Below are 25,304 nucleotides of genomic sequence, written 5' to 3'. Positions count from 1 at the left end.
GAGAGTTTTGAACGGGGAGGGGGCGGGTTGATAGGCTGGCAAGTGACCCGGAGGCGGTGACGCTTTCTGCGCTGTCGCCGTGCGCGCGGATGGGGACTCACAACCCCAACGCAGAACTTGGACCATCCTTAGGTAACTGCGCACCGCTTGCGCCCGAATAGCATCGAAGATGCCGGGCGCGAGCAGGACCGGCCCGATGGGCCGACGCTCCTTGGAATGGCGCGCTTAGTTCGACTTTAGCCCTGACCTTGCCAGGATAAAGCGCCTCGCTCAGAGGTCAGCAGCGCCGGCCCCCGGTCCGGCGCGCGCCCTCTGTTGCGAGAGCGTTGAGCGGGGAGGGGGGCGGGTTGGAAGGCTGGCAAGAGACCCGGAGCCGGTGGCGCTTTCCGCGCTGTCGCGTGGCGTGCCCGCTGTTGCGAGAGCGTGGAGCGGTGAAGGGGCGGCTAGTACAGCTAGCAAGAGATCCAGAGGCGGTGATGTTTTCTGCGCAGTAGCTGCGCGCGCCCGCTGTTGCGAAAGGTCTCGACCGGAGTGCGACTACCTCTGGAGCATCTCACCCCCCCAAACGACAAAGGGCCGCCCGAAGGCGGCCCCTGCCTCACTCTCAACGCCAACCGGCCTCAGCCGTTGGCGCAGTTCTGCAGGTCCTCGATCGCCGGGCCGTTGGGCGTCCGGCCGAGGTTGAACGGGGCCGAGGCCTCGCGCCACTGCTTATAGTTGTCGAGGTATTCTACCATCGACAGGTAGACCTTGGCGGCCGAGGGGTTCTCGCAGGAGACCTCGACGATCACCTCGTTGGCGACGGTCTGCACCTCTTCCAGCGCCTCGTCGGAATAGCGGTCGATCTGCACCGCCTCGTCCCACTTGGCGTAGGCCTCGGTGGCGCGCTTCTCGGTGAAGGCCAGCGACCACATCATCGTGGCATCCGCGGCGATCTCGAGCTTCTCCTGGGTCTCGGGGCTCAGCGCGTCCCAGGCGTTCTTGTTGATCATCACGCCGAAGACCGAGGCCGACTGGTGCCAGCCCGGGGTCGACCAGTTCGAGGTGACCTGCTGGAAGCCCGCCGACCAGTCGACGTTGGGCGTGGAGAACTCGCCGCCGTCGATCACGCCGCGCTCCAGCGCCTGGTAGACCTCGCCGCCGGCCATGGAGACCTGGCTGCCGCCGAGACGCTCGAGGATGCGGCCCTGCTCGTTGCCCGAGACGCGCAGGCGCATGCCCTGCAGGTCCTCGAGGGTGACCAGCTCCTTGTTGGTGTGGAAGCCGCTTTCGTTGTTGGTCACGCCATAGGGCAGGTAGACCATGTCGAACTGGCCGTAGACCTCGTCATAAAGCGCGTCGCCGCCCCATTCGTTGATCCAGTTCACGTAGTCGACGGCGTTGAAGAGCGACGGCGTGGTCGCCAGCGGCGTGAAGGCGGCGTCGCGGCCGGCCCAGTAGCCCGGCCAGTCGGCGCCGGCCTGCACGGTGCCCGATTGCACGGCGCTGAAGACCTCGCCCGAGGGCACCAGGCTGCCGCCCTCGAAGAACTCGATGGTCAGCTCGTCGCCCACCAGCTTGTTGGCGAGATCGACGAAATGCCGGTCGAACTCGATCAGCTCCAGCGAGGAGGGCCAGGTGGTGGTCATGGTCCAGCTTTCCTGGGCCTCGGCGGCGGCGCCGAAGCAGGTGGCCAGCGCCGTGGCGGCGGCAAGCGGCTTGAAGGTGGCGGTCATCTCTATCTCCCTTGGTGAATGACTTGGCGGCTATTGGCCGTAGAGGACCTGGGGCAGCCAGGTCACCGTCTCGGGGACCAGGGCGACCACCAGGCACATCAGGACGATCAGGCCGATGAACGGCAGCACGCCCTTGATGATATGCGAGGTGCGGACCTCCTTCGGGGCGATGGCGCGCAGGTAGAAGAGCGCATAGCCGAAGGGTGGGGTGAGAAAGCTCGTCTGCAGCACCACCGCCATGAGCACCACGAACCACAACAGGTTCACGCCCTCCATCTCCTGCACGATGGGCAGGAAGATTGGGAAGCTCAGAAGCACGATGCCGGTCCAGTCGAGGAAGGCGCCCAGCACGAAGACGATCAGCATCATCACCGTGAGCAGCATCCAGGGCGCCATGTCGAGGTTGCGGATCAGCTCCTGCGTGGCGCGCAGCCCGCCGGTGATGTTGAAGACCCCGGTAAAGGCCGTGGCGCCGACCACGATGAAGAGGATCATCGCGCTGGTCTTGCCGGTTTCGCGCAGCGCCTCGTAGAAGGAGGGCAGGCTGAAGCGGCCGCGCGCGATCACGATGCAGAGCGCCAGCGCCGCGCCGATGGCCGAGGCCTCGGTCGCCGTGGCGATCCCGGCCAGGAGCGAGCCCAGGATGCCGAAGATCAAGAGGAGCGGCGGCAGCGCCTCCTTGGCGAGCATCAGGTAGAGGTCGCGGCGCGGCGGCATGTCGTCGGGATGCACCGAGGGCGCCATGTCCGGGCGCATGATCGCCAGGATCGCCACCCAGGCGGCGTAAAGGATGCCGAGCGCCACGCCCGGGATCATCGCGCCGGCGAACAGCTCGCCCACCGAAAGCGGCGAATAGCTGGCCATGAGGATCAGCATGATCGACGGCGGAATGAGGATGCCGAGGCAGCCCGAGGCGGCGATCACGCCGGTCGTCAGCGTCGGCGAATAGCCGTTCGACAGCATCGGGCGCAGCGCCATGACCCCCATGACGGTGATCGAGGCGCCGATGATCCCGGTGGTCGCGGCCAGCAGGATCGAGATGAAGACCACCGCCAGCGCCAGCCCCCCGCGCACGTTCGACATCAGGAGCCGCAGGCTCTCGAACATCTTGTCGGTCACGCCCGAGTTGGACAGGAACTGCGCCATCAACACGAAAAGCGGAATGGCGATCAGGGTGTAATTGTCGAGCACATCGCCGAAGATCCGGTTGATCACGATGCCCAGCACCATGGTCTTGCCGGCGATCACCGCGCCCAGGACCGCGGTGCCGCCCAGGACGAAGGCCAGCGGGTGGCCCATCATCAGGCCCAGCACCAGGAGCCCGAACATCACCACTGCAATCGTCTCACCGCCCATCGGTCAGCTCCTCCTTGCGGTCTCCGAGCACGATTTTCAGCACCTCGCTCACCCCTTGGATCATCAGGAGCGCCGCCCCGAGGCACAGCGCCGCCTTCAGCGGGTAGACCGGCACCGCCACGGCGCCATAGGTCACCTCGCGCTGCGCCCAGGAGGTCATGGCGAAGTCATAGGCGCGGGTGGTGAAGACCCAGGTGAAGGGGAAGAAGAAGATCGCATAGCCCGCCAGGTCCACAACCTTGGCGAGCCGCGGCCCGAAGCGCTCGGTCAGAAGGTCGACCCGCACATGCGCCTGGTGGCGCAGCGCATAGCCGCCCAGCAGGATGAAATAGAACCCGTAGACCTGCTTCGAGACGTCGAAGGCCCAGCGGGTCGGGTCGTTGAAGGCGTAGCGCATCACCACGTCGAAGATGATGATGCCGGCAAAGACGATGGCCAGGGTCGCGATGACCCGGCCCACGGCTTCGTTGAGCGCGTCGATGGCCCGTCGCACTGGGGTCTCCTCCTTGAAATTGCGCGCAAGCTGTCAGCAATAAGAACGGCGTGCAACTCGATGTGTCTAAAGGATTACGCGAGGTCAGGTTTGCGAATTTCCGGGGTTGATTTCCCGGTGCTCGCGCTTTGCGTGAGGCGCTCTGGAGCTTCCGGTGAGGGAAGGTTGGCGCGGGGGTGCGGGGCTTGGTTTGGGGGCGGTTTAGCCGGACATTAGACGCCTGCGCGATCCGCTTTGAGCAGCGACAGACGCGCCTATAGCGGCGCATGGCAGGGCTGCGCGAGGTGCCGAACCAGCCGGGCGCGGGGCTCCCGATCGGTCCCCGTCGCCCAACCTCAAGTGCGGACGATCAGCCGCCCTGCGTCGCGGGTCCGCTCTCCCTCCGGTAGAGCGACCAGCCCGTCACCCGGCGCGTGGCCCAGCTCAGGGCCTGCGCCGCGACAAGCCCCAGCGCGACCCCGCCGAGGACCGCCAGAAGGTCGAAGACCTCCTTCGGCAGGTAGGGCGCCAGGGGCGGCATCAGCACCTCGGGCACCAGCCGGTGCAGGAGGTAGATCGGGAAGGCCCCCTGCGCGAGCAGCATCACCCCGCGCACGCCCAGCCGGGGCAGTGGCACGCTGGTCACGAAAAGCAGCAGCCCCGTCAGCCCGAGGAGGCCGAGGTATTTCGACCAGGAGCCATACCAGTTCCCCCCGAGCCAGGCCGCCATGGGCAGGATCACCGCCGCCGCGCCCAGGACCAGGAGACGCCGGGGCAGGCTCTGCGCCGCCGCGATGCACCAGCCAAGCGCGAAGAGGTAGAAGACCCAAGGCACCGAGAACTGCGACCGCCCGGCGGGCAGCGGCCAGACCTCGGGCAGGGTGATGCGCAGCGCCACCCCCAGCGCCAGAAGCGCCAGCCCCGTGCCGAACAACGAGCGCGACAGCCAGCGCCGCATCGGCGCGGGCCAGAAGAGTAGCACCAGCAGCAGGCACATCTGCACATAGGCTTCGACGAACCAGTAGAGATAGGGCAGCATCAACCCGGTCTCGGGCACCGTGACGGCAAAATTGCCGATCAGCGCCACCGAGGCCCAGGGCACCTGCTGCCAGGCCAGCGCAAACCCCGCGAGCACCAGGAAATAGGGGATCAGCACGCGCGAGAGCGGCGCGAGAAAGCCCGTCACGTCGCGCCGCGCCAGCGCGCCCGCGCGGTGCTCGGCCACCGACATGCCCAGAAGCACGATCATCGCAGCCGCCCCGCCGTAGACCGGCCAGAAGGTCTGATGCGCCACGACCACCGCGAGGATCGCCAGCGCCCGCGCCAGAAGCGGCATGGGCACCGAGCTGCCCTTGGCCGAGCGCGCGCCCTCGAGCTCGGCGATGGGCCGGCGCTCCCAGTTCTCGGGCAGCCCGCCGAAGTGCGTGTCGAGCGCGAGGGACAGCTCGACGTGGCGCAGCGAGTCGCCGCCGAGGCTGTGGAAGCTGTCGCTGCGCCGGATGTTGCGGTTCGGGAAGCTGCGCTCGAAAAGCGCCAGCAGGTCGCTGCCCCGGGGCGCGGGGCGGGCCTCTGCCTTGAGCGCGGGATAGTCGATCTTGCCGTTGGCGCGGCGGGGCAGCTCGGGACAGTCCAGAAGCGCCACATGCTGCGCGCCGATGCCCGCCAGCGCCGCCACCTCGGCGCGCAGCGCCTCGTCCGGGGCAGGGGCCGCGACCCAGATCTGGGCGTCGTCGCCCCAGACCGCGGCCTCGCGCCCGCGCGCGACCAGCGCCTGTTCCAGCGCGTCATGGCCGATGCGCAGCCCCGCGATCTTCGACATCCGGCTGCGCCGCCCGGTGATCCGGTAGAGGCCATCCGTTCCGCGCCGGGCCATGTCGCCGGTCGCAAGTGCTTCGATCTCGGCCCCGCGCGCCAGGTCCTCGGCGCGTTCGGCATAGCCCATCATCACGTTGGGCCCGCGGTAGATCAGTTCGCCCTCGGCACCGGGCGCCTCGGTCTCCTGTCCGGTCTCGTCGCGGAGCGACAGCGCGCCGCCGGGGATCGCCTGGCCGATGGCCTCGGGCGCCTCGGCCGCGGCCTCATGCGGCAGATAGGCGATGCGCGCGGTGGCCTCGGTCTGGCCATACATGACCACGAAGCGCCCGCCGCGCGCCGCCATGCGGGCCTGCCAGCGGCGGACCTCGCCCGGCGGCATGGCCCCGCCCGCGACGGTCAGGCAGGAGAGCGTGCCCGGCAGGGCGCCGCCGTCGAGCGCCGCCTCGAGCAGCCGGAAGCTGTGCGGCACGCCGGCAAGGCTCGTGGCCTCCGCCGCCTCGAGGGCCGGCAGGAAGCCCGGGTCCAGCATCGGCGTCTCGGAGAGCCAGAGGCTCGCGCCGCGGGCCAGGTGCGACTGCAGGACCGAGAGCCCGTAGGAATAATGCAAGGGCAGGACCAGCGCGGCGCGGTCCTCGGGCGTGATCTGCAGGTATTGGGCGATGGCCTCCGCATTGGCCGCGAGCGCCCCGCGCGAAAGCCGCACCCCGCGCCCCTGGCCGGTCGAGCCCGAGGTCATCAGCACCAGCGCCAAGTCCTCGTGCGGCTCGACGGGGGTGGCATGCGTCAGCAGCCGCATTCGCCCACCGCTTCGCCGCCAGGAGGCGACCGGCCGGAAGCGCGCCTCGAGCGTCGTCGCCTGTTCGCGCTCCCCCGCCTGCAGCGGCAGCACCGCATGGCCCGCCTGGAGCGCGCCGAGATACCCCGCGATGCACTCCTTCGTGGCGGTCATCTCGACAGCCACCAGCCCGCGCCCCTGCGGCAGCCGCGCCGCAAAGCGCCCCGCGGCGGCATTGAGCTCGGCGTAGCTCATGGCGCCGTCACCGGCGATCAGCGCCGTCCGCGCGCCATGCGCGGCAAGGGCGTCGGGGTCGTAGAACATCGGGCGGCCTTCGCAACAGGATCGGTTGCGCCGCCCGCTACGGCGTCAGAGTGTTTTAGTCAAGTATTGGGGTGGGGGAGGGAGGGATAGGTGGAGTTCAGGCGCTTTGGGTGGTGAGATGCTGTGCGGTTGGGGGCGGCGAACGGCTGATCGAGCCGCGCAGGACGCACGTCGGGTGGCGCTGCGCCAAGTGTTTCTTCTGGAGAAAAATGGTGCCCGGGGGCGGAATCGAACCACCGACACGAGGATTTTCAATCCACTGCTCTACCCCTGAGCTACCCGGGCACGGGTGAGGGCTGACCCTCGGGTGAGGCGGGGTCTAGCCAAAGGGCGCACGGGTGTCCAGAGGCTCCGGGGCAAAAATTTCCGCCGCCGGGGGATCCGCCGCGGAAGACCCGAGGGCAGGGCGCCCGGGCCCCGCGGGCAAGAGGCTTTCCCTCCAACGGGCAAGGGGCTAGATCGGGGATCATGCCCATCGCACCCGACAGCCTTCCGGCGCTTCTCGACCATGGTTTCGACACGGTGATCGACGTGCGCTCGCCCGCCGAATTCGCCGAGGACCACGTGCCGGGCGCGATCAACCTGCCGGTGCTCGACAACGCCGAGCGCGCGCGGGTGGGCACGATCTACAAGCAGGAGTCGCCCTTCAAGGCGCGCAAGATCGGCGCGGCGCTGGTCTTCAAGAACGCCGCGCGGCACATCGAGGGGCCGCTGGCCGGCCACGAGGGTGGCTGGCGTCCGCTGGTCTATTGCTGGCGCGGCGGGCAGCGCTCGGGCTCGCTGGCCTGGATGCTGAAGGAGATCGGCTGGCGCTCGGAGGTGATCCAGGGCGGCTACAAGACCTACCGGCGGCTGGTGACGGCGCGGCTCTACGACCAGGCGCTGGGGCTGCGGCTGGTGCAGCTCGGCGGCTATACCGGCACCGCCAAGACCGACCTTCTGCACCGGCTCGCGGCGCGGGGCGTGCAGGTCATCGACCTCGAAGGGCTGGCGCGGCACCGGGGCTCGCTCCTCGGCGACCGGCCGGGCGGACAGCCGAGCCAGAAGGCCTTCGAGAGCGCGCTGGCGCGCGAGCTCCTGGCGCTCGATCCGGCGCGGCCGGTGGTGGTCGAGGCGGAATCGAGCAAGATCGGCCAGGTGATCCTGCCGCCGGCGCTCTGGGCCGCGATGAAGGCGGCGCCCTGGATCGAGGTCTCGGCCCCGGTCGCGGCGCGCACGCATTACCTGGTCGAGGCCTACGAGGACGTGCTGGCCGACCCCGAGCGCCTGCGCGACAAGCTCGCGCCGCTGCAGCGGCACCGGGGGCGGGCGCTGATCGAGACCTGGTTCGAACGCATCGCCGAGGGCGACCAGCCGGGGCTCGTCGAGAGCCTGATGACCGCGCATTACGACCCGGCCTACGACAAGTCGATGAAGGCCATGGCGCCTGAGATCGCGGCGAGGGTCGAGATGGCGCGGCTCGACCCGGAGGCGCTGGAGCAAGCGGCGGGCGAGATCGCGGCGGCACTGGAGCGGATGCCGAAGGTCTGGGGTTAGGGCCGGCGGGCTGGTTGTGCCAGCTTTTTCAGAGGACGCATTTGCTTCTTAAATTCAGTGGATTGCGCGTCGCTTCTCATCCATTGCGCCAAGCCAAGGCCGGCCACCACCGGGCCGCCAACCCCCACCTCAAACCACGTCCACGCGTCCGACGCTCTCGGTCAGCGTGCCGATCTCTTCCGCCGGATAGCCCGCCTCGCGCAGGGCGGCGAGGGCCGGGCCGGTGGCTTCGGGCGGCAGCGCGGCGAGCATCCCTCCGGCGGTCTGCGGATCGAAGAGCAGCGCGTGGCGCGGGCTCTCGGGCAGATGCGGCGCGGCGCGCCGGTTCTCGCGGTAGAGCGAGGAATGATGGCCCGCCTGCGCCAGCGCCTCGGCCCCGGGCATGAGCGGCACCGAGGCCAGTTCCAGCCGCAGCCCGCAGCCCGAGGCGGCGGCGATGTTCACCGCGTGGCCGATCAGCCCGAAGCCGGTCACATCGGTCATCGCGCGGGCCTCGCCGAGGCAGGCGGCGGCGCTCCATTGCTCGCGGCACATCATCTGCCAGCACTGCGCCACGGCGCGGCCCGGCGCGGCGCTCAACATCTCGGCGGCGAGGATCGTGCCAGAGCCGATGGGCTTGGTCAGCACCAGCCGGTCGCCGGGCCGGGCCCCGCCCAGCGTGATCGGCGCGCGCTCCAGGAGGCCGGTGACCGAGAAGCCCACCGTCAGCTCGTCGCCGAGCGAGGAGTGGCCACCCACGACCTCGGCCCCGGCGGCGGTGATGACCTCGGCGGCGGCGGCCGCGATCTCGGAGAGCGTGCGCCCGGTCAGCGCGTCCGAGGCGCGGGGCAGGACGAGGTTCAGCGTCGCGGCCTGCGGCGCGGCGCCCATGGCGAGGATGTCGCCCAGGGCGTGATGCGCGGCGATGCGGGTCATCAGGACCGAGTCCTCGACGAAGGCGCGCAGGTGGTCGGTCGAAAGCACCTGCCGCGTGCCGCCGGTCTCCAGAAGCGCCGCGTCGTCGCCGGGCAGGGCGGTCACATCCCCGCGCCGGGGCGGGCCCAGGACAGAGAGCGCGCGCGAGAGCGTCGACTGCCCGACCTTGGCGCCGCAGCCGCCGCAGAGCGGCTTGTCGCCCAGCGCCTCCTCGAGCCCCGCGGCGCGGATCTTCGGCGGCGCGGCGGGCGGCATGGCGGGCAGCTCGCGGAAGCGCTGCATGAACTTCAGGTCGATGTTGGTCTTCCAGCGCCAGACCCAGGCGCCCGAGAAGGTCAGCCCGAAGCGTTCGCCCATGGCCGCCTGACGGCCCAGCGAGACCAGCTTCAGGTAGTCGCGCTGCGGGCGGTAGGGGCGCATCTCTCCGGCGCCGAGCGCGGCGCGCAGGTTGTCGTAGAGGACCGGCGCGGCGCGCACCGCGTAGACGCCTGCCTTGGGGCGCGGGGCAAAGGCCAGATGCGCGCAATCGCCCGCCGCGAAGATCGCCGGATCGCCGCTTTGCAGATGTTCGGAGACCGAAAGGAACCCCTGGTCGTGCGGCAGGCCCATCTCGGCGACCCAGGGGTGCGGCCGGGCGCCGGCGGCGCCCACGACCAGCGCGGCGGGCAGTTCGCGGCCGTCCGAGAAGACCACGCTTTGCGGCGTGATCTCGGAAATATCCGCGTATTCCGAGACCCTTATGCGGTAGTCCTCAAGTGCCGCGCGAAGCCGTGCGCGGGCCCGGCGCGAGAGCCCCGCGAGCAGCGTCTCGCGTTCGAGCAGCACCACCTCGGCGGGCCTCTGGCGCAGCGCATGGGCCATGGCCAGCGCCAGCTCGACGCCCGCGACCCCGCCGCCGATCACCACCACCCGGGCCGGGCCGCTTTCGGCCAGGAAGCGCTGCCAGCTCTCGCGGTCGGCGGCGCGCGGGCGGCCGGTCTCGGTCTCGGCTAAAAACCGGCGCCAGCGGTCGGCGAAGGGGCCGAGCGGCTTGGCGCCCACCGAGTGTTCTCCGAAGCCCTTGAGCCCGGGCATGGCCGAGGTCACGCCCACGTCGAGGGACAAGACGTCGTAGCCCACCGGCGGGCGGCCCGGCACGGTCACCTCGCGGGCGCCGGGCGAGACCGCGGTGGCGGCGCCCAGGATCAGCCGGGCGCCCGCGGCGCGCGCCAGCCGCACCAGGTCGATGTCCAGCGCCTCGCGGGTGTAATGGCCCGCCACATGGCCCGGCAGCATGCCCGAATAGGCGGTCACGGGGCCCGGGTCGATCAGCGTCAGCCGCGCGCCCGGCAGCGGGTCCATGGCCCATTTGCGCAGCACCAGCGCATGGGTGTGCCCGCCGCCCACCAGGACGAGGTCACGGGTCTTCGGCAGCGGCGGCTGATGCATCTCGGGTCGACCTCCTGACGGCGGAGCCTGCGGGTTGCGCCGCCTTACGGCAAGCGCAATTGGACCGCAAATTTCGGGCCTTGCGACCCGGATGTTCGGCTGCGAGACCCGGCGCCACGCCGAAAGCATTGCCTTTCCGGCCCGCAGCGTGTGTCCTGACGGGGCAGTGAGGAGTTCGAATGCCAGAGACCTTCAACGAGATGATCGACGGCGGGCAGGTGCGCCCGGCCTACCAAAGCCTGGAGCGGTGGCAGAACGAGATGCCCGCCGACCTGAGGCAGATGAAACAAAGCGAGGCCGAGGCGCTGTTCCGCCGGGTGGGGATCACCTTCGCGGTCTACGGCGAGGGCGGCGACCCCGAGCGGCTCATTCCCTTCGACATGTTCCCGCGGGTCTTCACCGCCGGCGAATGGCGCAAGCTGGAACGCGGGATCCGGCAGCGGGCGGCGGCGCTCAACGCCTTCCTGGCCGATGTCTACGACCAGCGCGAGATCATCCGCGCGGGCAAGATCCCCGAACATCTCGTCACCCACAACGAGGCCTTCGAACGCGCCGTGGTGGGCATGCGCCCGCCGCGCAACGTCTGGAGCCATATCGTCGGCGTCGACCTGGTGCGCACCGGGCCCGACCAGTTCTACGTGCTCGAGGACAACTGCCGCACGCCCTCGGGCGTCTCCTACATGCTGCAGAACCGCGAGATCATGATGCGGATGTTCCCGCATCTCTTCGTGGAGAACCGCATCGCGCCGGTCGACGGCTATGCCGATGCGCTGCGCCACACGCTGGCCTCGGTCGCGCCGAAGAAATGCGACGGCGATCCGACGGTGGTGATCCTCACGCCGGGGCAGTTCAACTCGGCCTATTACGAGCATTCCTTCCTCGCGGACCTCATGGGCGTCGAGCTGGTCGAAGGGCAGGACCTCTTCGTCGAGGGCGACTTCTGCTGGATGCGCACCACCGAGGGGCCGAAGAAGGTCGACGTGATCTACCGCCGGATCGACGACGCCTTCCTGGATCCCTTGTGCTTCCGGCCGGACTCCATGCTGGGCGTGCCGGGGTTGATGAACGTCTACCGCTCGGGCGGGGTGTCGATCTGCTCGGCCCCGGGCGCGGGCGTTGCCGACGACAAGGCGATCTACACCTTCGTGCCCGACATGATCCGGTTCTACCTGGGCGAGGCGCCGATCCTCGAGAACGTGCCGACCTGGCAATGCGCCAAGCCCGACGAGTGCAAATACGTGCTCGAACATCTCTCGGAGCTGGTGGTCAAGGAGGTGCACGGCTCGGGCGGCTACGGCATGCTCGTCGGGCCCAAGGCCGACCAGAGCCAGATCGAGGCCTTCCGCCACAAGATCACCGAGAAGCCCTGGAACTACATCGCCCAGCCGACGCTGGCGCTCTCGGCCTGTCCGACCTTCGTGGAAGAGGGCGTGGCGCCGCGCCATGTCGACCTGCGCCCCTATTGCCTGGTCGGCGAACGTATCGAACTCGTGCCCGGCGGCCTGACCCGCGTGGCCCTGAACGAGGGATCGCTTGTCGTGAACTCGAGCCAGGGCGGCGGCGTCAAGGACACCTGGGTCCTGGCGGAGTGACATCATGCTGAGCCGCACCGCATCACACCTTTACTGGATGGCCCGCTACATCGAACGCGCCGAGACCACGGCGCGGCTGTTGCAGATGGGCGCAAGAAACGCGCTTCTGCCGGACATCGGCGGGGGCTTCCGCAACGACTGGGAGGCCGTCCTCCAGGCGCTTGGCCAGCTCGAGGCCTTCCGCGAGAAATACGGCGACCCCGTGCAGCGCAACGTCGAGACCTTCCTGTTCTTCGACGCCTCGAACCCGGCCTCGGTCATGTCCTGCTTCTCGGCGGCGCGCGAGAACGGGCGGGTGGTCCGCACCGCGCTGACGAGCCAGGTCTGGGACGCGATCAACACCACCTTCCAGGAGATGCAGGCGCTGCACCGGATGGAGCGCTCCAAGCTGATCGTGAACGAGCTGGCCGACTGGACGCTGCGCTCGGGCGCGCTGATCCGCGGCGCCATCGAAAGCACGCAACTGCGCAACGACGGCTTCCGCTTCATGGGGCTCGGCCATTCGATCGAGCGCGGCGACAACACCGCGCGGCTGCTCGACGTGAAGTATTACGTGCTGCTGCCCAGCCTCTCCTACGTCGGCTCGGCGCTCGACCAGTCGCAATGGGCGACGCTTCTGCGCTCGATGCATGCGCATCGCGCCTTCGTCTGGACCTACAAGGGCGAGATCACCGCCGCCAAGATCGCGCATCTGCTGATCCTGAACCGGCAGTTCCCGCGCTCGCTTCTGTCGGCGACCCAGGCGACGGTGGACCACCTCGACGCGCTGGCGCGCGGCTACGGGATCACGCCCAAGGCCACCTCGCTGGCGCGCGGGCACCTGGGCGAACTGGCCGAGGCCCATGTCGAGGACATCTTCGACGAGGGGCTGCACCAGTTCCTCCTGCGCTTCATGGGCCGCAATGGGGAAATCGCCCAGGCCGTGCAATCGAGCTATCTTGTGGGGGTGCCGGAATGAAACTCAGCGTCAGCCATGTCACCCGCTACGTCTTCGAGACCCCGGTCACCCGGTTGATCCAGTCGCACCGGCTCACGCCCTCGCGCTGCGCCAACCAGCGGGTGATCTCCTGGGAGGTCAACATGCTGAAGGCGGTGCGCGGCGCGGCCTTCCGCGACGGCGCCGGCGACTGGACCGAGACGGTCAGCGTCGACGGCCCGCTCGATGCCTTCGAGATCGAGGTCACCGGCGAGATCGAGACCGAGGATTTCGCCGGCGTCCTGCGCGACCACCGCGAGAAGGTGCCGCCCTCGGCCTATCTGACGCCCACCGCCCGGACCTGGCCGAGCCAGCCGCTGCGCGAGCTGGCCGAGGACACCCTGGCCCCGCTCGACGGGCGGCCGGCGATCGAACGCGCGCATGCGCTATCGAACGCCGTCGCCGATGCGGTGGAATACGTCCCCGGCGAGACCGAGAGCCTGACCACCGCGGCCGAGGCCCTGGAAGGCGGCAAGGGCGTCTGCCAGGACCAGACCCATGTGCTGATGGCCGTGGCGCAGATGTCCGGCGTGCCGGCGCGCTACGTGACGGGCTATCTTTTCAGCGCCATGCCCGACCATATCTCCGAGGCGAGCCACGCCTGGGCGGAGCTCTACGTGGATGACCTCGGCTGGGTCGGCTTCGACCCCTCGAACCGGGTCTGCCCGGATGACCGCTACATCCGCCTGGGCTCGGGCTACGATTCCCAGGACGCGGCGCCGATCCGGGGCGTGGTCTCGGGCGGGGCGGGCGAGCGCCTCGACGTCAGCGTGAAGGTGCGCGACATCGCGGCCAGCGAGCAACAGCAGCAGTAGGACAGGGGCCCCCGGGGCGGGCTGCCGTGGCGGCGGCATTGCGCCCGGGGGCGGCTTGGCAGTATCCCTCGACGGCTGCTGGAATAGGAATGATTCGATGACCTATTGCGTGGGTCTCCTGCTGAACGAAGGCATGGTGCTCCTGGCCGACACGCGCACCAACGCGGGGCTCGACAACATCTCGACCTACCGCAAGATGTTCACCTTCGAGGCGCCGGGCGAACGGGTCGTGGCGATCATGACCGCGGGCAGCCTCTCGGTCACCCAGACCACCATCGCGCGGCTGACCGAGGCGATCGAGACCCAGGACGAACACCGCTCGATCATGCATGCGCCCTCGATGCTGGGCGTGGCCGAGATCGTCGGCACCACGCTCGGCGAGGTCACCCACGAGGTGCGCGGCAAGATGCAGCGCCAGGACAGCGTCTCGGCCTCCATGCTGGTGGCCGGCCAGCGCCGCGACGGCGGGATGCGGCTGTTCCTGATCTACTCGCAGGGCAATTTCATCGAGGCCACCGCCGAGACGCCGTACCTGCAGATCGGCGAGCACAAATACGGCAAGCCGATCCTCGACCGGGTGATCACGCCCGAGACCTCGCTGGCCGATGCCGAGAAGGCGGTGCTTCTGTCGATGGATTCGACGCTGCGCTCGAACCTCTCGGTCGGCATGCCGCTCGACCTCGTGGTGATCGGCAACGACGCGCTGGAGATCACCCGCGCGCGGCGGATCGAGGCCGAGGATCCCTCGTTCCAGCAGATGAGCCAGGCCTGGTCCGAGGCGCTGCGCCGCGCCTTCCAGGAGATCGACGCGGCCTGAGCGTTTCCATTACGGAAAAACTGCGGAGCCGGGCATCAACGTGATTGCCCGACGCGGGGGCATGTGGATAAGATTCTTGCGATCCTGTCGGTTCGCCGCAGCCCCAGCGTGAGGCACGTCTTTTCCCATGTGTATCTACTGCGACAAGTCCGCCGCCATCAATGCCGAGACCAACACGGGCACGGGGGGCTGGGCCGGGCTGGCCGCCGTCTCGCCGGTGCCCACGACCTATACCGACGCCATCGACTGGGGCACCCAGGTGACCTCGGGGCAGGTGAACGGCGACGGCGACATGGTCATCGACTATTACTTCGCCCCCGAGGGCGAGCGCTTCGGCTTCTTCACCTGCGAGGAATGGACCGACTACGAGAAGGCCCAGGTCGAGGCCGCCTTCGACACCTTCGAGGTCTTCATCGACGTCGAGTTCGTGGAAACCACCAATCCCGGTGACGCCGAGTTCGAACTGCACAAGTTCGACGCGCGCGACCTCTTTCTCGGCGTGATGAACCCGCCCGGCCTTTTCAACGAAGGCGACGCGGGCTTCAGCAGCACCGGCATCGGCTGGAACGACCCCGGCGCGCTCGAGCAGGGCGGCTTCAGCTTCGGCATCCTGATCCACGAATTCGGCCACGGGCTGGGGCTGGCGCATCCGCATGACACCGGCGGCGGCTCCTCGGTCCTGCCGGGGGTCTCCTCCAGCGCGGACACCGGGCTTTTCGACCTCAACCAGGGCGTCTACACGATGATGTCCTATATCGACGGCTGGGCGACCAACCCCGACGGGGCGCTCTCGCCGGTGGTGACGCCGGACTACGGCTACCAGGGCACGCCCATGGCGCTGGACATCGCGGTCCTGCAGGACAAATACGGCGCCAACATGGACCATGCCACGGGCGACGACACCTATGTGCTGGCCGATGTGAACGCGCCGGGCACCTTCTACAGCTGCATCTGGGACGCCGGCGGCACCGACGAGCTGCGCTACGACGGCAGCGCCGACGCGGTACTGGACCTGCGGCCCGCCACGCTCGAGGTCGAGGAAGGCGGCGGCGGCTGGATTTCCTACGCCGAGGGCATCTACGGCGGCTATACGATCGCCAACGGCGTGGTGATCGAGAATGCCACCGGCGGCTCGGGCGATGACGCGCTCGTGGGCAATGCCGCCGACAACGTGCTGACCGGCGGGGCGGGTGACGACACCTTCATCTTCGTCGAAGGGCAGGGTGGCTACGACACGATCACCGACTGGGGCAACGGCGACGACCAGCTCGACCTGTCGGACTACGGGCGGATAGGGCTGCGCAACTTCTCCTTCGACCGCACGCCGGAAGGCTTCGAGCTGAGCTTCTTCGACCAGACGATCCTCTTCGAGGGCATCGGCGCTTCGACCACCGCGGCGGAGGCGGAGTATCTGGTCTGACGCGGGGCTGGCTGGGGTGGCGGCCTGTCCGGCGGTGGAGTGATCTGAGGTGCGGGCTTAGGCTCACGCCTTCGCGGCCCTGCGAAGGGTTGCGCGAAACTTCAACTGCACCTTCTAAGGTATTGATCAAAAGGGAAGGTCGCGCCGCCTCACCGGCGCCGCCCGCTCAATCAATCAGCCGCTTCAGATACCGCCCGTAGTCGTTCTTCCCGAAGGACTCCGCCCGCGCCGCGACCTGCGCGGCGTCCACCCAGCCGGCCATATAGGCGATCTCGTCGGGGTTGCCGATCTGCAGCCCCTGCCGCTCGACCAGCGTGCGGACGAAGTTGCCCGCGTCGAGAAGCGAGCCATGGGTGCCGGTGTCGAGCCAGGCATAGCCCCGCCCCATGCGCCGCACCTCGAGCTGGCCTTCGTGCAGGTAGCTCTCGAGAAGCGTGGTGATCTCCAGCTCGCCGCGGGCCGAGGGGGTGACCGCCCGGGCCCGCTCGGGCGCCGTGCCGTCAAGGAAATAAAGCCCCGTCACCGCGTAGCGCGAGGGCGCGACCTCGGGTTTCTCGACGATCTCGGTCACCCGGCCCTGAGCGTCATAGGCGACCACGCCGTAACGTTCGGGGTCCGAGACCTGGTAGCCGAAGACCGTGCCGCCCGTGGTCCGCCCGTCCGCCTCGGCCAGGAGCTCCGGCAGCCCGTGGCCGAAGAACACGTTGTCGCCAAGGACCATGGCCGAGGGCGCGCCGTCGAGGAATTCCTCGGCCAGCAGGTAAGCCTGGGCCAGCCCCTCGGGCGCGGGCTGTTCGACATAGCTCAGGGAGAGCCCCCATTGCGCGCCGTCACCCAGCGTCCGGCGGAACTGGTCCTGGTCCTGCGGCGTGGTGATCACGCAGATCTCGCGGATGCCCGCCAGCATCAGCACCGAGAGCGGGTAGTAGATCATCGGCTTGTCGTAGACCGGCAGGAGCTGCTTCGAGACCCCCATGGTGATCGGGTAGAGCCGCGTGCCGCTGCCGCCGGCGAGGATGATGCCCTTGCGCTGGGTCATGTCATCTCCTTCAGGATAAGGCGCAGATGGTGGCGCCAATCGGGCCGGGAGAGGCCGAAGGCCGCCTCGGTCGCGCTGGTGTCGAGCCGCGAATTGGCGGGCCGCCGCGCCGGGGTCGGATAGGCGCTGGTCGGGATGTCGCTGACGCTGCAGTCGAGCCCGGCCTCGGTGAAGATGGCGCGGGCGAAATCGGCCCAGCTCACGTCCGGGGCGCCCGAGAAATGGTAGGTGCCGGAGGTCTCCGGCGAAGCGATCAGCGTCTCGGCGATGGTCACGCAGGCCTCCGCGATGGCCGCCGCCGGGGTCGGCCCGCCGACCTGGTCCGCGACGATGTTCAGCGCCGCGCGCTCGGCCCCGAGCCGGAGCATGGTCTTCACGAAGTTGCCGCCGGTCTCCGAGAAGACCCAGGAGGTGCGCAGGATCACATGCACCGCGCCGGTGGCCCGCAGCGCCTCTTCCCCGGCGAGCTTGCTTTGGCCGTAGACGTTCAGCGGCCCGGTCGGATCGCCGGGGGCGAAAGGCGCGCTGCCGCTGCCGTCGAAGACGTAATCGGTGGAGATATGCACCAGCGGGAGGCCCCGCGCGGCACAGAGCGCCGCGATCCGGCCCGGCGCCTCGGCGTTGAGGGCGAAGGCGGCTTCGGGCTCCTCCTCGGCGCGGTCGACCGCGGTGTATGCGGCGGCGTTGATCACCGCGCGCGGGGCCAGGGCGTCGAGCGTCGCCTCCAGCGCGCTTGCGTCGGTCACGTCGCAGGCCGCCCGTCCGCGCGTGACCACGCCGGGATGCCGGGCGAGCGCCGTGGCGACCTGGCCGGTCTCTCCGAACACCAGAAGGCTCATGCCCGCGTCCCCAGTCGTTCGCCCACGCCCCCGCGGGTCAGAAGCGGGCGCCACCAGTCCTCATGCGCGAGATACCAGTCGACGGTCCGGGTCAGCCCTTCCGACAGCGTGACCGAGGGCTGCCAGCCCAGCTCCTCGCGGATGCGGCTGGCGTCGATCGCATAGCGCAGGTCGTGGCCGGGGCGGTCGGCCACGAAGGTGATCAGATCGGCATGCGGCGCGCCCCCCGGGCGGCGGGCATCGAGCAGCGCGCAGATCTCGCGCACCAGCTCGATGTTGCTGCGCTCGTTGTTGCCGCCGATGGCATAGCTGCGCCCCTGCGCGCCGCGGGTCAGCACGGTCAGAAGCGCCTCGGCGTGATCCTCGACATAAAGCCAGTCGCGCACATTGGCGCCCGCGCCATAGACCGGGATCGGCGCGCCATGCAGGGCGTTCAGGATCACCACCGGGATCAGCTTTTCGGGGAAGTGATAGGGCCCGTAGTTGTTCGAGCAGTTCGAGAGCACCACCGGCAGCCCGTAGGTCTCGCCCCAGGCGCGCACCAGGTGGTCCGAGGCGGCCTTGGAGGCGGAATAGGGCGAGCGCGGGTCGTAGGCGGTGTCCTCGGTGAAATGCCCGCTGGGGCCGAGCGAGCCGAAGACCTCGTCGGTGGAGACGTGGTGGAAGCGGAAGTTCTGCGGCCGGCCGCGGGAAACCCAGTGGTCGCGGGTGGCCTCGAGCAGGTGGAAGGTGCCGGTGACATTGGTTTCCATGAAGGCCGCGGGCCCGTCGATGGAACGGTCGACATGGCTTTCGGCGGCCAGGTGCATGACGGCATCGGGCGCATGCGCCGCGAAGACCCGGTCGAGCGTCGCGCGGTCGCGGATGTCGGCCTTCTCGAAGGCATAGCGCGGGCTGTCCGCAACCTCGGCGACATTGGCGAGGCAGGCCGCATAGGTCAGCGCGTCGAGGTTCACGACCTCATGCCCGCGGGCGATGGCCAGCCGCACCACCGCCGAGCCGATGAACCCCGCGCCGCCGGTGACGAGAATCTTCATGCCGTCCGCCTCCTTCTGTCGCGCGCTCCCGCGCTTCAGCGTTAGCGGGAATATGCGCGCAAGACCATTGAGCGCGGGGCGCGCGCGGCGCGGTTGTGGCCTAATCGCTGCGCGGGGCGAGCAGGTCGAAATAGCCCTCGGCGATCTCGGCCCAGCGGTAGCGGGCCCGCGCCAGCGAAGCGAGCGCCCGGCCTTGATCCGCGGCCTCGGGGCTTTGAAGGCGCGGGGCCTGGGCGGCGAGGCTCGCGCCGTCCTCGAAGTAGAAGGCCCGCCCCGCCGTGGTCTGCCGGTTCGAGGGCGTGTCGCAGGCCAGGACCGGCACCCCGAAGAACATCATCTCGACCAGCGAGGGATTGGTGCCCCCGGCGGAATGGCCGTGCAGATAGGCCCGCGCGCCCTCGCGGATCCAGCGCAGCGGGCCCGGCGCATAGGTCGCGGGCAGAAGGTGCAGGCGGGGGTGATCCCGATACCGCGCCAGGAGCATGCGGCCATCGGTCGTGTCCTGCCAGTTCGAGACGACCACCAGGGGCAGATCGCTGGCCCCGGGCCAGGTCTCGAGGATCAGGGCAAGGTTGTTCTCGGGCTCGGCCCGGCAGATCGCCAGCGCGTAATCCTCGGGCAGGCTCACCCCGGGCAGCGGCTCGGCCGGATGGGTCAGCGCCTGGTCGCCGCCATAGGCCAGCACATGCGGCGCGCGCCCATAGCGCGCCAGAAGTCCCTCGGCCACCGCCGGGTTGTCGGCCACGAGCGCATCCGACCAGCGCACCGCCGCCGCCTCGGAAAGCCGCAGGACGATGCGCGCGAACGGCCCCCATTTCGCCCGCCGCCATTCGCAGCCGTCGACATTGGTGACGATGCGCGCATCGCAAAGCCGCCGCACCAAGGGCAGGGCCCAGGCGCCCGAAACCCCCAGCAGCAGCACCGCGTCGTCGCCGCGCCGTGCCGCGTCGAGAAGCGCCAGCGCGTCGTAAAGCAGCGATTGCGCGCCATTGGCCCGCAGCGGCAGGTAGCGGAGCCGGGCGCCTTCGCACTCCGCGCGCCGAGGCATCTGCCGCGCCGAGCAATAGACCGCGAGCGCCGCATTGCCGCGCCGCGCCGCATGGTGCCGCGCTAAGGCCTCGGCCAGCGTCTCGAAGCCGCCGTAACAGGCGGGAATGCCGACGGTGCCGACGATGGCGTAGCTGGCGGCGCGCATGGCGGGGCCCTTCGGGAGATGGGTCAGAGGGCCCCATCCTCGCGCTTAGGGATGTGGGTTTGGTTAACGGCGCTGGAACCGGACCCACGGGCGCCCCCCACCTCACGCACAGATGATCCTCGCGCGCGACCAAAGTCGTAGAGCGTCGCGCTCCCCGGAGACGCGATCCGTATTAGGATGAACCACCCAGCGGTGACATGCATAAACAAGAATACGACAGGGAGGACCGTCATGTGCCAGGTATTCGCGGGCCAGGACCCGCAGCGCTACAAATCCGCGACCCGGCGGCTGCGGCTCAACGGGCAAAGCACCAGCATCCGGCTCGAGAACGCCTTCTGGGACATCCTCGACCGCATCGCCGAGCGCGACGGCGTCTCCACGCCGCACTTCCTGTCGCAGCTGCATGCCGAGGTGCTCGAGACCCGGGGCGAGCCCGAGAACTTCTCGTCGCTCCTGCGCACCACGGCGCTGATCTTCGTGGGCCAGACCGCCGCCGAGGGGCCGGGCGATACGACCATCGCGGCGGAATGACCCCCCGTCCGGGCCGCCCCTCGGCCCTGTAGTAAGGGTTTACTACCCGCCGCCCGTGGATCCGGCCGATCCTCTTCCCGACACGATCACCACGGGGAGCAGGCATGGCCAAAGCCATTCACAGCATGATCCGCGTTCTCGACGAGGCGCGGTCGATCGCATTCTACAACACCGCCTTCGGTCTCGAGGTCGCCGACAGGCTCGACTTCGAGGATTTCACCCTGGTCTACCTCAAGAACGCCGAGAGCGATTTCGAGGTCGAGCTGACGGTGAACAAGGGGCGCACCGCGCCTTATGACCTGGGCGACGGCTACGGGCACCTGGCGGTCTCGGTCGCCGATCTCGACGCCGAACACGCCCGCTTCGAGGCCCAGGGCCTCAACCCCCGGAAACTGGTGGAATTCGCGCCCGGCGGCACGCTGGTGGGGCGGTTCTTCTTCGTGGCCGATCCCGACGGCTACCAGATCGAGGTGCTCGAACGCTCGGGCCGCTTCACGTGAGCTGAGACAGCGGCGTGGGGCGCGCGTGCCTGAGGCCGCGGCCCACGCCTTCCATTCGGTCCATCAGAGGGAGGAGAACTCATGACCGAGACCATTCACATCCGGAAGATGACACGCCGTCAGCTTCTGTCGCGCGGCGTCGCGGCGGGGGCGGGGCTGGTCGTCGGCTCGGGCTTCGTCGCCGGCCGCACTGCCGCCTGGGCGACCGAGATGAACGCGCTCAAGCCGGAAACCATGGCGACGCTCATTCAGATGGCGCGCGACATCTATCCCCACGACAAGGTCGGCGACGAATATTACGCCGCCGCGGTCAAGGGCTACGACGTCCCCGAGGAGGCCGAGTTCACCGAGGCCGGGATCCTGGCGCTCGACGAGGCGGCGCAGGCGCGGGGACATGCGGGCTACCTGGCCATCGGCTGGGAGCGCGACCGCGTCGACGTGCTGCGCGCCATGGAGGACACGGCTTTCTTCCAGCGCATCCGCGGCGGGCTGGTGACCGGGCTTTATAACCAGAAGGCGGTCTGGCCGATCTTCGGCTACGAGGGCGAGTCCTATTCCAAGGGCGGTTACATGTACCGCGGCTTCGACGACATCGAGTGGATCTGAGGCAGGGGGAGAACAACCATGGCTGCACCTTTTGACATGAGCGACGACAGTGTCGTCGTGATCATCGGCACCGGCGCCGGCGGCGGCGTCCTGGCCAACGAACTGGCCCAGAAGGGCGTGAGCGTCGTCGCCCTCGAGGCCGGCGGGCGTTACCTGCCCGAGGATTACATCAACGACGAATGGGACAGTTTCGGCCAGCTCGCCTGGCTCGACACCCGCACCACCTCGGGCAGCTGGCGGGTCTCGGACGACTTCCCGAACCTGCCCGCCTGGATCGTGAAGGCGGTGGGCGGCACGACGACCCATTGGGCCGGCGCCTCGATCCGCTTCCAGGAGCACGAGTGGAAGGCGCTGACGAACTACGGCGCGGTCGAGGGCGCGAACCTGCTCGACTGGCCGATCGACGGCAGTGAGATGGCGCCCTGGTACGACCTCGCCGAGAAGAAGCTTGGGGTGACGCGGACCAACGGGCTCGAGGGTCTGCCGGGCTGCAACAACTACAAGGTCTTCCAGGCCGGGGCGAAGAAGCTCGGCTACAAGGAGGTCCACACCGGCCGGATGGCGATCAACAGCCAGGAATACGACGGGCGCATGGCCTGCCAGCAGACCGGCTTCTGCTTCCAGGGCTGCAAATGGGGCGCCAAGTGGTCGGCGGCCTATACCGACATCCCGCGCGGCGAGGCGACGGGCAACCTCGAGGTGCGCGAGAAGGCCCATGTGGCGCGCATCCTGCACGACGACAGCGGCAAGGTGACGGGGGTCGAATATTTCGACGCCGAGGGCAATCTGCAGATGCAGCGCGCCCGGGTGGTCTGCGTCGCCGGCAACTCCTTCGAGAGCCCACGGCTTCTCTTGAACTCGGCCTCCTCGATGTTCCCCGAGGGGCTGGGCAATTCCTCCGGGCAGGTCGGGCGCAACTACATGCGGCACATGACCGGCTCGGTCTACGGCGTCTTCGAGGAGCCGGTGCGGATGTGGCGCGGCACCACCATGGCCGGGATCATCCAGGACGAGGCGCGGCACGATCCCTCGCGCGGCTTCGTCGGCGGCTACGAGCTCGAGACGCTGTCGCTGGGGCTGCCCTTCATGGCGGCCTTCCTCGATCCCGGCGGCTGGGGGCGCGAGTTCACCACCGCGCTCGACGCCTACGAGAACATGGCCGGCATGTGGATCGTCGGCGAGGACATGCCGCAGGAAGGCAATGGCGTGACCCTCTCGGAGGCCGAAGACCAATACGGGCTCAAGGTCGCCAACGTGCATTTCGACGATCACCCCAACGACGTCGCGATGCGCAACCACGCCTATGCCCAGGGCGCCAAGGTCTACGACGCGGTGGGCGCGACCCGCACCTTCCCGACGCCGCCCTATCCCTCGACCCACAACCTCGGCACCAACCGGATGTCCGAGCGGCCCGAGGACGGGGTGGTCAACCGCTGGGGGCAGAGCCACGACATCGAGAACCTCTTTGTCTCCGACGGCTCGCAGTTCACCACTGGTGCGGCCGAGAACCCGACGCTGACCATCGTGGCGCTGGCGATCCGCCAGGCCGACCACATCGCCCGGGAGATGTCGGCGCAGAACCTCTGAGCACCCGAGGAGGTTCGCTTTGCGGCGCGGAGGGGGGCTCTCCGCGCCGTTTTTTTTGGGGGGGCAGGTTTTGCTGCGCGGGGTGGAGTGACGCCGAGCCGATGCTGGTTTTGCAGACACTTACGATCAGCGTGCGCCCGAAGCTACCACTCGGCGCGTCGCGCACCCAGCATAGGCGATGAAGTCAAAAATTTTTCGGGGAAAGGCGGAGGCGAGTGCCGGAACCGGCCCGGTGTACACGTTCTTGTAAAAAAGAAGGATGTGATTGGTTTGTTTAAATTTTTGCGTGTATTTGTCCTCGGGAATCGGCAGGCAAAACGTGAATGTTTAGATGCAGAAACACTACTTCCTGTTGCTCGCCGAAGGCTTCAATGTGCCATCTACGAGGTGTATGAAGTTGCGCTTGGCGAATTCAGCATTGCTCGCACGAAGTTCGGTTAGCCGCTTCCATTTTTTCCCGAGTTTTCCAACGTCGATCACAACATAGTGTCCATAGCCTGCACGTTCAGCCTCACCGTAGGCTCCTAGCTGCGCTTCATATCCGGTGACGGTTGCTGAGTTTGTTGATAGTTTTATCTCAACCAATACGTTGTCTGCGCCGTCATTGAACTTGAAATCAACAGGCCCGACGCCGGCATCAGCTTCTGCTGTCATACCAATATCTGCTGCGTCGCAGTACGAACTAGAGATTGCGTAAAACAGAAGTTGCGCAAATGCTTCCTTTCGAGGTTTTCCGCTGAAATGAAAGACCCGGTTAAGGCGGTTCTTCTCGACAAGCCGGGTGAATTGAGCAAGTATGCTTTCAACCACTTTGTTGATCCGATCAAGACGCGGAAGTGAGTCGTCTACGGTCAGTTGTAATTTGTTAATCGCAGTTGTTGATTCTGCTACGTCTCGCCAAACCAATAGCCCTTCCGGGTCTTCATGTACGTTATATTTTGATTGTTCTAGGAGCTTGAGCATATCCAGGAAAGATTGAAACGCTGCCGCATTCTGCATGGCTCGATCTTTAATACGCTCTTTGTCCTTCTTTGACTTGGTAGCGAAAACTTCGCCGATGTGTTCATTGACGCGGTCGCGCAGGTTTTCGTTGCCTTCGATAACCTGAGGAATTTGTTTTGGATCATCCATTATTGGGAGGTGCTTCAGAATATCGTCAGCAAGCAGGATGATTGGATCACCGTGATTTGAAAAGGGGTTCCGAGGCAGCATTGCTTTGTGACCTTGGAGCGTGAATTCTTCGGTTGTTATCCGAACGGTTTTGTTGAGTTCGTTCAGGATCCGATGGTTGAAAGCAATAATACACTCGACTGTGATTGCGGCTATCATATCGCTAATTAAGTCTGCGCCAATGCCGTCTTCAAAAAGTGAAAGCGACGAGAACATCTCGGGATCTTTAACGCCAAGGTCAATTACTTGTTTGGCCCATCTTAGAGATTGGGCAGCTTTTTGGGGGCCGAACGCGTGCCCGTGAGTTGAAGCCTTGCTATACCCAAGACAGGTTCCACTCATTCCTTTGGATTCAGAAAATTGAAATTTGCGAAGCGCGGCCTTCCAAGCTTTGTCCCCTTCCTGTTGCGACAAAATAATCAATTTGTAGATTTGCGTGAAGTGTTCTTCGTATTTTGCGAACGCACAGTCTTTGAATTCGGTGTGTTGGCTATGAGGTAGAAGAAACGGATCTATGAACAGCCGAGCATCGACGTCCAATGTGGGGTCAAGGACACCCAACCGACGCATGTCTTTCGCAGCAACCCCGAAAACACTAGAAAAGCTCTGTCCAAATCCCATTGGTCAACTCCAAAAACAATCAATAAACTATTGAATTCAGAGTGGTGGCTTACTCTTGTGTTTACAAGCTATTGTTGAATCTTCTGAGTGTTTTGTACGCCCGCGCGTAGTAAAAGCACATAAATTCAACAGGTTAGGCGGTTTGAGGGAATCACGAACATATTGACTTTTTGCCTAGCCAAGCCTTTTAGGCCCAATTTTCCAGCTAAGTCACTGAAAGTAA

20 protein-coding genes and 1 tRNA gene are annotated in these 25,304 nt (G+C 67.5%); 10 read left to right on the top strand and 11 right to left on the bottom strand.

Annotation, left to right across the window (positions count from 1 at the left end; translation table 11 throughout):
* Positions 1-620 precede the first annotated feature (620 nt).
* The 5 genes from dctP to ACX938_RS15895 form a co-directional block, all read right to left on the bottom strand.
* Positions 621-1,715, bottom strand: a complete 1,095-nt coding sequence (gene dctP / locus ACX938_RS15915; RefSeq protein ID WP_459431784.1) for a TRAP transporter substrate-binding protein DctP — start codon at positions 1,713-1,715, stop codon at positions 621-623.
* A 30-nt stretch (positions 1,716-1,745) separates the two neighbouring features.
* Positions 1,746-3,071, bottom strand: a complete 1,326-nt coding sequence (locus ACX938_RS15910) for a TRAP transporter large permease (protein ID WP_232754634.1) — start codon at positions 3,069-3,071, stop codon at positions 1,746-1,748.
* Positions 3,061-3,564, bottom strand: coding sequence for a TRAP transporter small permease subunit (locus tag ACX938_RS15905; protein WP_232754633.1), 504 nt, complete (start codon positions 3,562-3,564; stop codon positions 3,061-3,063). Before ACX938_RS15905 ends, ACX938_RS15910 begins: the two co-directional genes overlap by 11 nt.
* Positions 3,565-3,913: 349 nt before the next feature.
* Positions 3,914-6,457 carry an AMP-binding protein gene (locus ACX938_RS15900; protein WP_459431783.1) on the bottom strand — a complete coding sequence of 848 codons (2,544 nt, stop codon included), beginning with the start codon at positions 6,455-6,457 and terminating at the stop codon, positions 3,914-3,916.
* Positions 6,458-6,667: 210 nt separating this feature from the next.
* Positions 6,668-6,742 (bottom strand) — tRNA-Phe (locus ACX938_RS15895).
* 183 nt (positions 6,743-6,925) lie between these two features.
* Here ACX938_RS15895 and mnmH point away from each other — a divergent pair.
* Positions 6,926-7,993 carry a tRNA 2-selenouridine(34) synthase MnmH gene (mnmH, locus tag ACX938_RS15890; protein ID WP_459431782.1) on the top strand — a complete coding sequence of 356 codons (1,068 nt, stop codon included), beginning with the start codon at positions 6,926-6,928 and terminating at the stop codon, positions 7,991-7,993.
* A 129-nt stretch (positions 7,994-8,122) separates the two neighbouring features.
* Here mnmH and selD read toward each other — a convergent pair whose 3' ends face one another.
* Positions 8,123-10,336, bottom strand: coding sequence for a selenide, water dikinase SelD (gene selD, locus ACX938_RS15885; protein WP_459431781.1), 2,214 nt, complete (start codon positions 10,334-10,336; stop codon positions 8,123-8,125).
* A 179-nt stretch (positions 10,337-10,515) separates the two neighbouring features.
* Here selD and ACX938_RS15880 point away from each other — a divergent pair, with 179 nt between their 5' ends.
* From ACX938_RS15880 to ACX938_RS15860, 5 genes are all read left to right on the top strand, one after another.
* A complete protein-coding gene (locus tag ACX938_RS15880; RefSeq protein ID WP_232755401.1) occupies positions 10,516-11,928 on the top strand; it encodes a circularly permuted type 2 ATP-grasp protein in 1,413 nt (470 codons plus the stop codon).
* Positions 11,929-11,932: 4 nt separating this feature from the next.
* On the top strand, positions 11,933-12,886 hold the full coding sequence (locus ACX938_RS15875) for an alpha-E domain-containing protein (RefSeq protein ID WP_232755402.1): 954 nt from the start codon (positions 11,933-11,935) through the stop codon (positions 12,884-12,886).
* Entirely contained in the window at positions 12,883-13,719 is an 837-nt protein-coding gene (locus ACX938_RS15870; protein WP_232755403.1) for a transglutaminase family protein, read from the top strand. Before ACX938_RS15875 ends, ACX938_RS15870 begins: the two co-directional genes overlap by 4 nt.
* A 97-nt stretch (positions 13,720-13,816) precedes the next feature.
* The gene (locus ACX938_RS15865; RefSeq protein WP_459431780.1) at positions 13,817-14,536 is read left to right on the top strand and encodes a peptidase; all 720 of its coding nucleotides are present in this window, start codon (positions 13,817-13,819) and stop codon (positions 14,534-14,536) included.
* Positions 14,537-14,663: 127 nt separating this feature from the next.
* On the top strand, positions 14,664-15,956 hold the full coding sequence (locus ACX938_RS15860; RefSeq protein WP_459431779.1) for a M10 family metallopeptidase: 1,293 nt from the start codon (positions 14,664-14,666) through the stop codon (positions 15,954-15,956).
* Positions 15,957-16,122: 166 nt separating this feature from the next.
* Here the strand turns inward: ACX938_RS15860 and rfbA are convergent, their stop codons facing one another.
* From rfbA to ACX938_RS15840, 4 genes are all read right to left on the bottom strand, one after another.
* The gene (gene rfbA / locus ACX938_RS15855) at positions 16,123-16,995 is read right to left on the bottom strand and encodes a glucose-1-phosphate thymidylyltransferase RfbA (protein ID WP_459431778.1); all 873 of its coding nucleotides are present in this window, start codon (positions 16,993-16,995) and stop codon (positions 16,123-16,125) included.
* The gene (gene rfbD, locus ACX938_RS15850) at positions 16,992-17,834 is read right to left on the bottom strand and encodes a dTDP-4-dehydrorhamnose reductase (RefSeq protein ID WP_459431777.1); all 843 of its coding nucleotides are present in this window, start codon (positions 17,832-17,834) and stop codon (positions 16,992-16,994) included. The genes rfbA and rfbD overlap by 4 nt, the downstream gene beginning before the upstream one ends.
* Positions 17,831-18,871, bottom strand: coding sequence for a dTDP-glucose 4,6-dehydratase (rfbB, locus tag ACX938_RS15845; RefSeq protein WP_459431776.1), 1,041 nt, complete (start codon positions 18,869-18,871; stop codon positions 17,831-17,833). The genes rfbD and rfbB overlap by 4 nt, the downstream gene beginning before the upstream one ends.
* Positions 18,872-18,971: 100 nt before the next feature.
* Entirely contained in the window at positions 18,972-20,066 is a 1,095-nt protein-coding gene (locus ACX938_RS15840; RefSeq protein ID WP_459431775.1) for a DUF1972 domain-containing protein, read from the bottom strand.
* Between the two features lie 231 nt (positions 20,067-20,297).
* On the opposite strand from ACX938_RS15840, the gene ACX938_RS15835 reads away from it, so the two are divergent.
* The 4 genes from ACX938_RS15835 (at position 20,298) to ACX938_RS15820 (ending at position 23,290) form a co-directional block, all read left to right on the top strand.
* Complete coding sequence (locus tag ACX938_RS15835) at positions 20,298-20,597, top strand: ribbon-helix-helix domain-containing protein (RefSeq protein WP_459431774.1); 300 nt, start codon at positions 20,298-20,300, stop codon at positions 20,595-20,597.
* 104 nt (positions 20,598-20,701) lie between these two features.
* Positions 20,702-21,097, top strand: coding sequence for a VOC family protein (locus tag ACX938_RS15830; protein ID WP_459431773.1), 396 nt, complete (start codon positions 20,702-20,704; stop codon positions 21,095-21,097).
* Positions 21,098-21,178: 81 nt separating this feature from the next.
* Positions 21,179-21,703 (top strand): Twin-arginine translocation pathway signal, encoded by a 525-nt coding sequence (locus ACX938_RS15825; protein WP_459431772.1) that lies wholly within the window; start codon positions 21,179-21,181, stop codon positions 21,701-21,703.
* Between the two features lie 18 nt (positions 21,704-21,721).
* Positions 21,722-23,290, top strand: a complete 1,569-nt coding sequence (locus tag ACX938_RS15820; RefSeq protein WP_459431771.1) for a GMC family oxidoreductase — start codon at positions 21,722-21,724, stop codon at positions 23,288-23,290.
* A gap of 342 nt (positions 23,291-23,632) precedes the next feature.
* On the opposite strand, the gene ACX938_RS15815 is transcribed toward ACX938_RS15820, so the two are convergent.
* Positions 23,633-25,081: a hypothetical protein gene (locus ACX938_RS15815; RefSeq protein ID WP_459431770.1), complete on the bottom strand. Its 1,449-nt coding sequence runs from the start codon at positions 25,079-25,081 to the stop codon at positions 23,633-23,635.
* Positions 25,082-25,304 lie beyond the last annotated feature (223 nt).

The sequence above is a fragment of the Roseivivax sp. genome, assembly GCF_054552075.1.
The sequence above is the reverse complement of the archived record's forward strand: the minus strand, read 5'-3'. Positions and strand labels throughout refer to the sequence as shown.